Source organism: Streptomyces sp. NPDC048416, from assembly GCF_043200435.1.
In the GTDB taxonomy this organism is placed as follows: Bacteria; Actinomycetota; Actinomycetes; order Streptomycetales; family Streptomycetaceae; genus Streptomyces.
Map to the genome: position 1 here is coordinate 159,957 of NZ_JBICXU010000003.1, position 12,882 is coordinate 172,838.

Consider the following 12,882-nt stretch of genomic DNA (forward strand, 5'->3'; position numbering starts at 1 on the left):
TGAGCCCCTGCTTCACGGTGTGTGCTGGGGCGGCTGGGCGACCAGGAGCTCACGGTCCGTCAGCGGAGGGGCCGTCAGCCTCGGCAGCGCCGGGCCCCGCAGGACGGTCAGCATGACGCGTGGCGCGACGAGGGCGGTGCGCGGCGCCGACAGGGTCATCACGTCGAAGAGCGCCTTGCTGACGACGGGGTGCCCGGTCGCCGTCAGGAGCAGCCGGTCGACGTACCGGCGCAGCAGTTTGGCGGCGGGGCCGGGCTGGATGCCGGTCGCCCCGGGATAGAGGATGTCCTGCCCGACGGCGAGTTCCCAGGCGAGGGAGACCGGCCTGGCCACCGCGCGCTGGATGCGGCCGGCCAGCCGCGGCGCCGTCATGCCCTGGGCGGCCAGGGCCCCGCGCAGCGCCGCGGCCCCCTGCGCGGCCACGGAAAGCCCGTGCCCGTACACCGGGTTGTACGTGGCGACGGCGTCGCCCAGGACCACGAAGCCCTCAGGCCAGTTCCGTACCTTCTCGAAGTAGTTCCGCCGGTTGACGGTGCTCCGCGTCACCACCACGTCCGTCAGGGGTTCCAGATGGCTGATGAGTTCGCCGACGACCGGGTGGCGTACCGAGCGGGCGAAGGCCTCGAACTCCTCGGCCGCGCCGCTGGGCTGGCCCCCGCGCGTGCCTGAGAGCGTGACCAGCCAGCGTCCGCCCTCGATCGGCACGATGGTCGTGGTGCGGCCGGGGACCGGCACGCGCGCATCCGACTGCACGTTCACCAGCGGGAACCGGTCGGCGCCGGAGGGGGCGCGGAAGATCCGGCTGGCGTAGACCAGGCCCGAGTCGACTTCCTCCTGGCGGGGCTTTTCGACGCCGAGCGCGCCCAGCCAGTGCGGGGCCCGGGAGCCGCGGCCCGACGCGTCCACCACGAAGTCGGCGCTGAGAGCGCTCTCTTGGCCGTCGTGGGTGCGCACGCGCACTCCGGTCACCCTGGCGGCGGTGCCTTCGAGGCCCAGGAGTTCGGTGCGGGTCAGCACGCGGATCCGGGGGTGAGCGGTGACCTGCTCGCGCACCACCCAGTCCAGCAGATCGCGGCTGCAGGCGATGACGAACTGCATTTCGGGCCAGCGGCGCAGCCAGCCCTGGGACTGCATGGAGACGAGCCCGGTGGGCAGAGCGATACGGCGGGCGCCGGCCGCGAGCCAGCGCTCGCCGAGGCCGGGCAGCAGGTCCTCCATGGCGCGGGCCCCGCCCGACCACAGCAGGTGGGCGTGGTGGGCCTGCGGCAGACCCTTGCGCGGGTCAGGCCCCGTGGGAAGCGCGTCGCGTTCGATGACGGTGACGTCGTCGGCGTACTCGCGCAGGGCCGCGGCGGCCAGCATGCCCGCGGTTCCTCCGCCGATGACCACGGCGGAACGGCGGGTGGTGCCTTCGAAGGACGTGGCGCGCTCGCTCAATGGACTTCGCTCTCTGGCATGGCCGCGGGCCCGGGGGCGGCTGCGACGTCGGGTGCCTCACGCAGGACGGCGGAGATCCGCATCAGGTCACGGGGGCCCTCGGCGGCGGGGGAGTCGGCGGTACCGGCCGAGTCTATGATCTTGCCCTCGGGGTCGGCGAGGCGGGCCCGGACCGCGGCCGTCACCATCGCCGCGTCCGCCACCGCCTGGGCCTGCTCCGGATGGCAGCCGGCGTGTGTGGCCGCGGCGTAGGCACGGGCGTGGTCGCGGCGGTCGAAGTAGGGATGCAGGGCCAGCAGCCCGTCGTGGATGTCGGATTCGCGTCGGGTCAGGGACAGTTCGGCCGACGACCACCCCAAGACGCGCCCGGGGCGCGCGTGTCCGGGGGCCACCTTGTTCAACTCGCCCCACAGTGGGCCGAGTTGCCGGTAGCTTGCCCAGGTCTGCCAGGTGTCCGTCAGGCGTTGGCACACCAGCGGGAGGCAGAACCCCACGGCGCTGACCTGCGCGCCGAGGGAGGCGAGGATCGGCGCGAGGTCGGTGCTGAGGCCGTCCCAGTCGTGACCGGCCCAGCGGGCGAACACGGCGGCGAACTTGGCTGCCGCGTAAGCGGTGTTGAACGTGTAGCCCAGCATGATGATCAGGAGCCCGGTGCGCAGCCAGCCGTGCACCTGAAGTGCCCAGCGCCAGCACAGGTAGTTCATCGTGACCCCGGCGACGGTGACACCCGCCAGATAGAGCACGATCATCTCGCGGATGTACGGGGTGGTGGCGTAGTACGTGTCCAGGTCGCGCAGCCGCTCGACCGGGGCGTCCCCGAGCAGGAACAGCACCACGAGCAGGACCATGTGCACGCTGTACCCGGCGATCCAGCGCCGCGAGATGCGCCGGGTCCGTTCGGGCGGCCCGCCGCGCCAGTTGACGATCAGTACGAGGCAGGACGCGCTGAAGCCGCTGAGCAGCGCGTACACCAGCGGGGCGGAGAAGTTGGTGATGCCGGTGAGTCTGTTGACCTCCGCGATGGTCGGCGGCGCCGCGAAGAAGAAGACGAGGCCGGCCATGGCGAGCAGGGCGCACACGGCACGCAGCAGCGGGTCGCGCCAGGCGCGCACCAGGGAGGGCACCTTGAACGCGAGGGCCGCGGCCATCGCGGCCGCCGGAATGTAGTACGAGGGACCCTGCACGCCTCAGCCCTGCGGCCCGCGGTACCCCAGCGAAGCCTCGATGCGACCGGCGAGCATGTCGCGCCGTACGGGCCCGCGCATGCCCGAACCGGTGAGCCAGGGGCGGCACTTGCTGCCGAGCAGCACACCGAAGCTCTCGGCGTCGGTCTCCTCGGCGAGGTGGGAGCGCGTGCGGGCGGCCACCTTGCGCACGGTGTCGTTCACATCGGCGTCGGGGGAGAGCAGCCGGGCGGCGACCGCCGCGCCCTCCACGTGGTGACTTCCGTGGCCCGCGTTCATGTGCCACAACTCGTGCCCCAGGATGACCAGTTGGTGGTCCGGCGCGGTGCGTTCCTCCACGACCACCAGGTCGCGGTCGGCCATGTCGAGCCAGAGTCCGCTCGCGGTGCCGGGCGGGAAGGCCGCCATGCGGAACTCCACGGGGCGGCCGCGGCGCCGGCTCATGCCCTCGCACAGCGCGGCGTACAGAGCGGTCGGCTCCGCCGGGGCGGGGATCGTGATTCCCGCGACCAGCTCGCCGCACAGCCGGCGCATCTCCTTGCCTATGCCCACCGTTCTCCCCGCAAGCCGTTCATCGAGCAGCACTTCATCGAGCAGTACTTCATGGAGCAGCACTTCATCGAGCAAGCCGTCACTGCCCAGCACTCTGCCGAGCCGTGGATGATTGATCCAGTCGACATTGAGCCGGAGTTCGTTGAACTCGGCATCACCGCGAGGCCGGAAATGAATGGGCGGCCGCATCCGGGCAGGTCAAGGGGTGCCGCGGAGCGCGGCGGCCACGTGGTGCGGGTCATCTCAGGACTCCGACTGCTTGACGCTCTCCAGGAGCATGTCCAGCCACTCGGTGACCTTGTCGCGGTGTTTGTCGGTGGGGAGTTGGGCGGCGCGCCAGGCGATGCCGCGCACGCCGTGGTCCTGGAGCAGACGCTCCAGCGCGTCGCCGCCGGGCCCTCCGGCGAGCGCCGCCCCCTCGCGCTCACGGCCCGCGAGTTGTTGCAGGAGCTCCTGCTCGGTACGCAGCAGGGCGCCGCCCAGCGCGTCGGTGTCGTCGGCGGTCAGGAACCCCGCGTGAACACCGAAGAAGCGCTGGATCGCGTCGCAGTGCTCCATCGTGGGCCGACGGTCGCCGTTGATCAGCGCACCCGCCTGCTGACGCGACATGCCCGCGCCGTCGGCGATCTCCTGCTGGGTGTGCGGGCGGCCGTTGGGTTTGCGACGGGTGCTGCGCAGCAGCCCGAACCGCTGCAAAAACCGTGCCTGGAGGTCGGGTTCGCCGGCCGGGCGGCCGTCGAGCAGCATGCCCACCACATCGGCCGGAACGCCCGAAGCCTCGGAGAGCCGGTGGACGTCGAAGACGTCCGCATGATGCATTCCGAGCTTTCCGGCGAGCTCGGCCACACGGGCGACGACGGCCGCGAGGGGGCCCGTGGCCGCCGGTCCCGGAACCAAGAAGCCGTCCGTCACCAGTAGTTCTCCTTGATCATGCGAGTCGGCGGACACAACAGTGGATGCTCCGGAGGCTAGCGGTTCCCGGCAACAACAACCAGAACTTGCCACAGTTGTGGCGCAATCAAGGCTTAGGGGGGCCGGAATGCCACGATGCTTGACATCATTGTGGCGGCGGTATCAGGATCGCCACGCGGTGTGAAGATCGCCCTCCGAGCCCCGGGCGGGCCCGAAGGCCGGTCGCCGCACTCGCGGGCCAGCAAGAGGAGTCGCGTACTCGATGGCGGAAGAATCGGTGGCGAAGGATTCGGTGACCAAGGTTCCGGCAGCGCACGTCCCGGTGGCGGGGTGCCCGTTCACCCTGGTCCAGGAGCGTCCCGGACAGCAGACGGCCGCGGGGGAGCGCGCCGCCGACGACACGTCGACCGTAAGGAACGACACCCCGGAACTCCCGGGCAACCCCGAGCTCAGGGCCTATGTCCACGACTACTTCACGATGACGGACGCCCTGTCCTTCCCGTCCGTGGTGCTCGACGCGGGCTGGGGCGTGGCCCACACCAACCCGGCGTACGACGCGCTCTTCGGCAAGGTCGGACCGCATCCCACCGCGATGCCCGGCCACAACTTCCTGCGCTTCGTGCTGTTCCATCCCGAGGCCGCCAGTGTGCTCGCCGAGCACGAGACGGCCTGGTGTCTGCCGATGCTCGCCCAGTTCGCCGAGGCGTTCGCCGACGATGAGAGCGCTCCCTGGCTCCGCGACATCCGCCGCGACATCGCCGGTGACCCGATCATGGACGCCGCCTTCCGCCTGGGCCTGCCGCACTGGGTCAGAGCGGTCGGTGACGCGGCGGTGCACCACGACGGGGCGGTACGCCAGGTGCGCCATCCCGACCCGGAGCGGGGCCGCACCAGCTGCCGCGTGGTCATCGAATCCCCGCGCACACTGCGGGAGTTCGGGCTGCGGCGGCTGACCCTGGTCCTGCGCGAGAGCGAGCCGGCCGCCGCACGACGCGGCCGCGCCCATCTCAGCGTGGTGCCGGACAAGTCCTAGGGGGTGTCTGGTGGATCAGGGTCGGTCAGGGTGCCGTGCCAGGCGCCGCACCCCCGGCCATGATCCACCAGACACCCCCTAGTCCCGGCCCCTGGTCCCGGCCCCGCCGCACCCGCCTGCGCCGGGCCGCCGCGTCCGCGCCGAAGGGTTTCGGCCAAACCCCGGCGAACTCGTCCCGCGGAAAAGGATGTTGCTAGCGTGGCCGCGGCAGGCGGGGGCGACCGGGGAATCGGGGCGGAACATGCTGGATGTCACATCGACGGCGGCCGTCGCCGCCGTGCTGGGCGCGGTCGGCTCCGGGCTCGCCAACGAAGCCGGCAAAGCGGCCTGGGAGAGCGCGGGCGGGCTGGTCCGGCGCATCGTGGGCCATGAGGTCCGGGCTCCGCGCGGGCGTGACGAACTCGACGGCGTGGCCCAGCAGGTGCACGACGCCGTACGTCAGGATCCCGCCCTGGCCCGCGCGTGGACCGCGTTCGCCCGTAGCGCCCCGCGCCCGGGGCAGGCCGGGCAGCGGCCCGCGCTGCGCGCCTCCACCCGGTTCTTCACCGACCGTGAGCGTGAGCGCAAATCCCTGAGCCGCGAGGCCTCGCGCCCGGCGGACGGCCGCCCGCGCGTGGCCGTCCTGCACGGACCGCAGGGCATCGGCACCAGCGCGCTCGCCCTCCACTGGGGCTGCGCCGAACTGCGCCGCTTCCCCGACGGGCAGGCATACGCCGACCTGCGCGGCGCCGGCCCCGCGGCGGGCGCCGACCCCGCGACCGTACTGCGCCTGCTGCTACGGCAGTTGGGCGTCGCGTCGGGGGACGTCCCGCCCGGCCGCGACGACCGTGAAGCACTGCTGCGGGCGACCGTCGCGGACCGGCGGCTGCTGATCGTCCTCGACCACGCCCGGTCCGCCGCACAGATCCTTCCCGTACTCACCTCGGCGCCCGGCGTCTTCGTCATCGTGACGGCCCGCCATCCGCCGGCCGGCCTCGACGCCGTGGGCATCCCGGTGGGGCCCCTCGCGGACAAGGACGCCAGGCGGCTGCTGGCCGAGGTCGCCAAGGCCGGGAGCGTGACCCTGGACCGGGCCGCCCTGCCCACCGTGCTGGCCCGTTGCGGTGGTTCGCCGTTCGCGCTGCGCGCGGCCGCGGCCCGCCTCACGGCCCGGCACTGGCGCCAGGAGGGCGGCTCGGGCGGTGACGCCGCCCGCACGGCGGTCGCCGACGCGATCCGCGCCCTGGCACCGGACGCGGCGCGCGCCCTGCGGCTGCTCGCCCAGCGCGACTGGCCCGCCATCGACACCCCGCTCACCGCGGCCCTGCTCGGCCTCGACGAGAGCGCCGCCGAACGCATCCTCGACGAGCTGGCCGCCGGCTGTCTCCTGGAGAGCGCGACCAACGGCACGTACGCGATCAGACCGCTGGTCCGGGAGTACGCCGCGACGGAGGGCCTGCGCGAGGACGGTCTCGCGGCGGTGGAAGAAGCCGTTCGAGAAGCGGTCCGCTGGTGCGTCTTTTTCGCCGAAGCGGCGAGCCGGGCAGCGCTGCGTCAGAGCTGGCGTCTGGGGGAGGCGGAGCAGCCCGAGCCGGCCGGGACACGCCACGCCGACGCGGGCCAGGCGCTGACCGCTCTGCACGACGCACTCGGCAATCTCCTCCAGGCCATAGTCGCCGCAGAGGAACTGAACGACATGGACGCCGTCTTCCGACTCAACCAGGCTCTGTGGCCGGTCCAGTTGAAGATGGGCTGCCACGACCAGCTGCTCCCGGCCCTCACCGCGGGCGTACGGATCACCCGGGCCCAGGCCCCCGACTCCCGGGAAGCCGCGCGGATGCAGACCCTGCTCGGCCTCAACCTCACCGAACTTGGCCGGTGGGCCGAGGCTGAGAGCGCTTTCACCGAGGCCGCGCGCATCGAGGAGGCCGCGGGCCATGTCCGGGGCCGTGCCACGGCCGTCGAGTCGCTGGGGCTGCTCCGCCTGCGTGAGTGGCGCTTCTCGGAGGCGTACGACTGCTTCGAGGCGGCGGACCGCATCCTGGACGGCGTCGAGGCCGGCGGCGAGGGCAGCCGGGATCTGCCGCGTGCCCGCGCTCTCCTGGAGCGCCACCGCGGCAGGGCCCTGCGCGGCCTCGGCCAGTGGACGCAGGCGCAGGCCCGCCTGGAGAGCGCTCTCGCCTTCTTCCGGGCCACCCATGAGGCGTACAACACGGCCCGCACGCTCACCGACCTCGCCGAGACCTTCGAGGCGAGCGGCCGGCCGGCGGACGCGCTGCCGCTGATCGACGAGGCAATCGCCGCCCTGACCGGCGAACAGGCCCACTACCCCCTCATCCACCTGAGAGCGCTCCGCGAACGGTGCCGGGACGGGGCGTGACCCGGGCCCGGACCCGGCCACGCCCGCCCCACGCAAGGATGCCCGTCGGCCCCGCGCCATTCCCGGCAGCGTGGCCCAACGGCTCTCACACGAGCTGTTCCCCTTCGAGGTGATCGGTGGACTTCGACAGCTCACTCCAGTCGGCTGTCTCCGCGTCGAAGGCGGAGCGGGCGTCGGCGACGAGGCGGAGTGCGTCGCTGCCGAGGATGAGGTGGGTCGGCGGCTTCTCGGCCTCCACGACGGCGAGCAGCGCGCGCCCGGCCCGGGCAGGATCGCCGAGCTGCCGACCGCGCATGTCGAGGCGGCGTTCGCGGATCGGCCCGAAGTCCGGGTCGTAGTCGGCGATGGTGCTCTCCACGCGGTGCATGGAAGCGGCCGGCCCAGTCGGTGCGGAAGGAGCCGGGCTCGATCGCCGTGACGTGGATGCCGAACGGTGCGACCTCCGAGGCGAGCGTGGCCGCGATGCCCTCGACGGCGAACTTGGAGCCGTGGTAGGCGGCCAGGCCGGGGAATGCGCGCAGACCGCCCATGGAGGTCACGAACAGGATGTGCCCGGCACGGCGCTCACGCATGCGGGGCAGGACGGCTTGGGTGACCGCGACGAGGCCGAAGACGTTGACGTCGAACTGGTGGCGGAAGGTGTCGAGCGGGGTTTCCTCGAAGGTGCCCTCGACGCCGTAGCCGGCGTTGTTGACGAGTACGTCGATGGGCCCCACCGTGTCCTCGACCTCTGCGACGGTCGGCGCGATCGCATCGGTGTCGGTGACGTCCAGCACGCGGGCGTAAGCGCGTCCCGGAACCAACTGCTCGAAGGCGGTGGCCTGTTCAGGGCGGCGGACGGTGCCGACGACGGTGTGGCCGGCTTCGAGTGCGGCGACGGCGAAGGCACGGCCGAGGCCGCTGCTCACGCCGGTGATCAGAAACGTGCGGGTCATGTGTCTCTCCTTGGGAGCGGACGTGCTGGACGGTGGGGTTCCGTCAACGGCTGCTTGTGGGCACCGCGTTCACCGCGTTCGCCTCGGTGACGGCGTTCGCGTCGGTGACCGCGTCCGGATCGGTGACCACGGCCGGGTTGGTGACCGCGCCCGGGTTGGTGATCGTGCCCGGGTTCGTGACCGCGTTCGCCTCGGTGGCCATGTTCGGATTGGTGGCCACGTCCGCCTCGGTGACCGCGTCCGCCTCGCTGGAACGCCCCGGCACCACTGTGCCTTCCACCGGCTTGGACCTGGCCAGCCACAGACCGGTGAACACGGCGGTGGCCAGCGTGACGATGCCGGCAACGATGAAGGCGCTGTTGAGGCCGGTCTCGAAGGAGGCGCCGCCGGACTGCCGGGCGCGGACGACGGCTCCGAGCAGCGCCACACCGAGCACCGCGCCGATTTGCCGGGTGGTGCCGCTGATGCCGGAGGCGAGGCCGCCTTCGTGCGGGCTGACCGCCTGGATGGCGGCGCCCGTCAGTGGGGACAGCGTCAGGGCGAAGCCGATACCGGCGATTGCGAGGCGCCACCACACGTTCCCGTAACCGGTGTCGGCGTGCACCAGGCCCAGTGCCCACAGTCCTCCTCCGGCCAGGGTCAGGCCGACGGTGGCCACCATGCGGAAGCCGTACCGGGCGGCGAGCCGACCCGCGAACGGGCTGACGATCACCATGGTGAGCGAGACCGGGAGGGTCTGAAGCCCGGCGCGCAGGATCGAGCTGCCCTGGACGTACACGAAGAACTGGGAGAAGAAGAACGACGAGCCCATGAGCGCGAACCCCATCACGACCATCGCGGTGTTGGACACGGTGAAGAGCCGCTGCCGGAACAGCCGCAGGGGCAGCATCGGAGCCGGACGACGTGCTTCCACGGCGCCGAACACGGCGAACAGGATCGCCGATGCGGCGAAGCTGGCCAGGATGACCGGTGAGGTCCAGCCTCGGGCGCCACCCTCGATCATCCCGTACGTCAGTGTCCCCACCGCCAGGACGGACAGCACCGTCCCCGGGATGTCGATCGCGGGGGCATCTGGATTGCGGGACTCGTCGAGGTGGCGCAGGCCGGCCAGGAGCAGGATCACCCCGATGGGCAGATTGACCAGGAAGATGGCGGGCCAGCCGAAGGCCTCGGTCAGTACACCGCCGGCCACGGGTCCGGCGGCCAGGCCGATTCCGCTGAATCCGGCCCACAGCCCGATCGCCTTGACGCGTTCCTGAGGAACGGGGTGGGCGGCGACGAGCAGGGCGAGCGAGGCGGGGCTGAGCGCCGATGCCCCGATGCCCTGGAGCACCCGGCCGGCGATCAGCCACCCGAGCGAGGGCGCGAGGGCGCACAGCACCGATGCGGCGGTGAACACCACGGCACCGGCCAGGTACACCCGCTTGCGGCCGAACCGGTCGGCGAACACGCCGCCGGACAGCAGCAGCATGGCCACCAGCAGTACGTACGCGTCGACGATCCACTGGAGTCCGGTCAGTTGCGTGTGCAGCCGGTGCTGCATGTCGGGCAGTGCCGCGCCAACAATCGTGTTGTCGAGCAGCACCATGAATTGGCCCAGGCAGGTCACGGCGAGCAGTACGGCCCGGCTCGGTCGACTGCCTACGGCCGTAGGCGATGCAGCCATGCGGATCTCCATCGGTAGGTGCGTCTCTCGGAGACCGACACTGTCAGCCTTCGAGCGCTCTAAAGCAGCTAATAACTGCGTTAAGGGACTGTACGGAGGTGCGCCCCGTAAACGCAAGTGCTAACTGCGTTAAAGTGGGCGCATGGAAGAACGACAGCGAGCCCGGCGACCCGGTGGGCGTGGCGCCCGCGTCGGTGCGGCGGTGCACCAGGCCGTCACCGACTTGATCAGTGAGCGCGGTTACGGCAAGTTCACCGTCGGCGAGGTCGCGGCCCGCGCGGGTGTGGCCGACAGCAGCATCTACCGGCGGTGGGGCGACCTGGAGACCCTGCTCACCGACGTGGCGCTCTCCCGCCTCAACGCGCAGTCGCCGATGCCCGACACCGGCAGTCTGGCCGGGGACCTGCACACTTACGCGGCCGCGGTGGCCCGCGAGGTCACCGGACCCGACGGCCTCGCGGTGGTGCATCTGGCCGTCACCTTGTCCAGCAACGGGGAGCAGGGCCTGCGGGCGCGTGACGACCTCCGCGTCGAACGCACCCGGCAGTTGCAGTCCATGCTCGACCGCGCCCGCGACCGCGGCGAGCACGCACCCGACGCGCTCGACGTGCTGGACCACGTGATGGCCCCCATGTACATCCGCGTCCTGCTCGGCGTCGGCCCGCTCACCCCGGACTACGTCGACGGTCTGGTCGACCGATTGCTGTCAACTCGATGGCCCTGACGGCCCCGATGGCCCCGATGGTCTGGTCGACGGATCGGGGCAGGGAACCGAGTGTCAGTCACGTCGCGACTCTGACGCGGTGGACGGTCGCGCCCGTGCGGACGGTCAGCCCCTCATCCACGGCGCCCTGAACCGTGCGACCCGACGTCAGCCAGGCGTGCAGCGCCGAGACGGCTGCCGCCGGGTCCAGGCCGTCCAGGCCGCCCGGTTCGCACGTGAGGTGCAGAAGGTGCCCGGTGCGGGTCCGCACCGTGCACTCGCCGGGCCCCGTGATGTAGGCGGCGAGTGAGCTGTGGGGATGGCGCCCCAATGCCTCGGACGTCCACTGCGCGGGCGAACCGAAGCGGGGGTCGTCCGGCTCGCCCTCCCTGAACAGCACGTCGGCCAGGTCGAGTTGGGCGGTGTCGCGCGCGTCCTCATGGATGGCTGTGTGGGCGTGGCCCTCGCCTTCGGACTCGTACCGGGGGTCCGCGTGCCGGGCGGCATGGATCTCGCAGGGGTCGGTCGTCACCCGGGTCAGGACGCTCAACGGGGCGGTGACGGGCGGGCGTTGGTACGGGGGGAGCCGCAGCGGTTCCAGGAGTGCGGGCCGCTCGGGCTCGGGTATGCCGATGAGCCGGTAGAACAGGCTCCGCAGCAGCGCCGCCGATTCGCCCGGCGCGGACGTGGTCAGGCACGCCGGACCAGGAAGGGGGCGGTGTCCGGCCACCAGGGCGTCCAGTTGGGCTGCCAGAGGGGTGTGCGGCTCGAACCGCGGGGCCTGTCGTACGAATGCGGCCACCGGGGACCGGGTGTCGAGTCCGCTCGTGGGAGCCGAACCGAGCAGCACCGGGATGCCGAGGGCTGCCGCGTAGTAGCTCACCGACCCGTGGTCGCCGAGCACCACGTCCGCCGCGAGCAGCGCCTGGCGCCAGTCATGCAGGGGGTCGACGAGTGCGAGGCCGCCGCGCAGAGCCTGGTCTAGCCATGCCCGGATCTGCCCCGGACCGTGCCCGTGCCAGATGTTGGGGTGCAGGACGGCGGCTACCCGGTACTCGTCGCCGGGCAACTCCGCGGTGAGCCGGGGCAACAGGGACGGAAGTACGTCGTCCCCGCCGCCGTCGCCGAACAGTGACTCGGGATTCCAGGTCGAATTGAGCAGGACCAGCCGCTGTCCCCGGCGTACCCCGAGCGCCCTGCGAAAGCGCTCTCGGTACGGCCGCGCGGCCAGCATGCGGTCGTAGCAAGGATCGCCGGCGAGGACGGCCGTGGGAACCGCCTCGGCGCATGCGGCACGCAACCGGTCCAGCTGCTCGGGGTGCGAGAGGACCATGGCGTCCGCGACCGGAACGCCCTTGTGCAGCAGCCACTCGCGGGAAAGGCCGAAGACGGGGGAAGCGGGGGCGGGGGGAGTTGCGAGAGCGCTCTCAGGCGACGGCTCGCGACGCGAGGCCGACTCCGAGACGATCGCGGCATCCGGCATCCGGCATCCGGCATCCGGCATCCGGCATCCGGCATCCGGCATCCGGCATCCGGCATCCGGCATCCGGCATCCGGCATCCGGCGTTGCGAGTGTCTTATTGTAGCCCGCGCCATGGGAGAGGAGTGCCAACTGCCCGGAAATACGGTGGAGTTGGCCGCCCAGGCTGGATGTGATCGCCAGGTCCACCTTCGTTTCCAGCGCCTGCTCCCACGGCAGTACCGGGACCCCCGTCTCGGCGAGCAGGGCCTCGACTCCGCCCTGGAACGCCGAGGAGCCGGTGCAGGTGGCCAGGAGTTGTATGCGCAGGTCGTCGTGGAAGAGGGGCAGCACGTCGAGCAGCCGGGTCGCCGATGTCACGTTGTGCACCACCAGCAGCACGCGTCGGCACCGGCCGCGGGTCGCCCAACGGGCGGCACCCTCCCCGACGGGCACCCGTATGTGCCGGTCGTCCGGCCCCCTCACCGTGCCATCCCCCGCATCACGCCGGCGCCGTCCCCTCGTTGTGGTGGGGTCACGATAGCCAAGGGCCGTAACGGCGTGGGCGGCCGTGGTGGGTGTGGGGGCCGTGGTGGGTGCGGTGGCCTGATGGGGAGGGGGCAGGGCGGTCCCGAGGCGGCG

Annotated in this window: 9 protein-coding genes and 1 pseudogene; 3 read left to right on the top strand and 7 right to left on the bottom strand. The window is 71.9% G+C overall.

Annotation, left to right across the window (positions count from 1 at the left end):
* Window positions 1-12: 12 nt before the first annotated feature.
* The 4 genes from ACGFW5_RS05500 to ACGFW5_RS05515 all read right to left on the bottom strand — a co-directional run bounded on the left by ACGFW5_RS05500 (window position 13) and on the right by ACGFW5_RS05515 (window position 4,085).
* The gene (locus tag ACGFW5_RS05500; RefSeq protein WP_393832865.1) at window positions 13-1,437 is read right to left on the bottom strand and encodes an FAD-dependent oxidoreductase; all 1,425 of its coding nucleotides are present in this window, start codon (window positions 1,435-1,437) and stop codon (window positions 13-15) included.
* Complete coding sequence (locus ACGFW5_RS05505; protein WP_393832866.1) at window positions 1,434-2,621, bottom strand: MAB_1171c family putative transporter; 1,188 nt, start codon at window positions 2,619-2,621, stop codon at window positions 1,434-1,436. Before ACGFW5_RS05505 ends, ACGFW5_RS05500 begins: the two co-directional genes overlap by 4 nt.
* A gap of 3 nt (window positions 2,622-2,624) precedes the next feature.
* Complete coding sequence (locus tag ACGFW5_RS05510) at window positions 2,625-3,155, bottom strand: toxin-antitoxin system, toxin component (RefSeq protein ID WP_393833082.1); 531 nt, start codon at window positions 3,153-3,155, stop codon at window positions 2,625-2,627.
* A gap of 261 nt (window positions 3,156-3,416) precedes the next feature.
* Window positions 3,417-4,085, bottom strand: a complete 669-nt coding sequence (locus ACGFW5_RS05515; protein WP_393832867.1) for a helix-turn-helix domain-containing protein — start codon at window positions 4,083-4,085, stop codon at window positions 3,417-3,419.
* Window positions 4,086-4,347: 262 nt separating this feature from the next.
* Between ACGFW5_RS05515 and ACGFW5_RS05520 the strand changes: the two genes are divergently transcribed.
* Complete coding sequence (locus tag ACGFW5_RS05520; protein ID WP_393832868.1) at window positions 4,348-5,118, top strand: hypothetical protein; 771 nt, start codon at window positions 4,348-4,350, stop codon at window positions 5,116-5,118.
* 241 nt (window positions 5,119-5,359) lie between these two features.
* Window positions 5,360-7,477, top strand: a complete 2,118-nt coding sequence (locus ACGFW5_RS05525) for a tetratricopeptide repeat protein (RefSeq protein WP_393832869.1) — start codon at window positions 5,360-5,362, stop codon at window positions 7,475-7,477.
* A gap of 85 nt (window positions 7,478-7,562) precedes the next feature.
* Here ACGFW5_RS05525 and ACGFW5_RS05530 read toward each other — a convergent pair.
* Both ACGFW5_RS05530 and ACGFW5_RS05535 read right to left on the bottom strand, forming a co-directional pair.
* Window positions 7,563-8,412: pseudogene (locus ACGFW5_RS05530) on the bottom strand (oxidoreductase).
* 43 nt (window positions 8,413-8,455) lie between these two features.
* A complete protein-coding gene (locus ACGFW5_RS05535; RefSeq protein ID WP_393832870.1) occupies window positions 8,456-10,078 on the bottom strand; it encodes an MFS transporter in 1,623 nt (540 codons plus the stop codon).
* 142 nt (window positions 10,079-10,220) lie between these two features.
* Between ACGFW5_RS05535 and ACGFW5_RS05540 the strand changes: the two genes are divergently transcribed.
* Window positions 10,221-10,802 (top strand): TetR/AcrR family transcriptional regulator, encoded by a 582-nt coding sequence (locus ACGFW5_RS05540; RefSeq protein ID WP_393832871.1) that lies wholly within the window; start codon window positions 10,221-10,223, stop codon window positions 10,800-10,802.
* A 58-nt stretch (window positions 10,803-10,860) separates the two neighbouring features.
* On the opposite strand, the gene ACGFW5_RS05545 is transcribed toward ACGFW5_RS05540, so the two are convergent.
* Window positions 10,861-12,726 carry a hypothetical protein gene (locus ACGFW5_RS05545; RefSeq protein WP_393832872.1) on the bottom strand — a complete coding sequence of 622 codons (1,866 nt, stop codon included), beginning with the start codon at window positions 12,724-12,726 and terminating at the stop codon, window positions 10,861-10,863.
* Window positions 12,727-12,882 lie beyond the last annotated feature (156 nt).

Coding starts and splice junctions, on each gene's coding strand:
- ACGFW5_RS05510 (WP_393833082.1), bottom strand. CDS start 3,155: ATGCGCCGGCTGTGCGGCGAGCTGGTCGCGGGAATCACGATCCCCGCC.
- ACGFW5_RS05520 (WP_393832868.1), top strand. CDS start 4,348: ATGGCGGAAGAATCGGTGGCGAAGGATTCGGTGACCAAGGTTCCGGCA.
- ACGFW5_RS05525 (WP_393832869.1), top strand. CDS start 5,360: ATGCTGGATGTCACATCGACGGCGGCCGTCGCCGCCGTGCTGGGCGCG.
- ACGFW5_RS05535 (WP_393832870.1), bottom strand. CDS start 10,078: ATGGCTGCATCGCCTACGGCCGTAGGCAGTCGACCGAGCCGGGCCGTA.
- ACGFW5_RS05540 (WP_393832871.1), top strand. CDS start 10,221: ATGGAAGAACGACAGCGAGCCCGGCGACCCGGTGGGCGTGGCGCCCGC.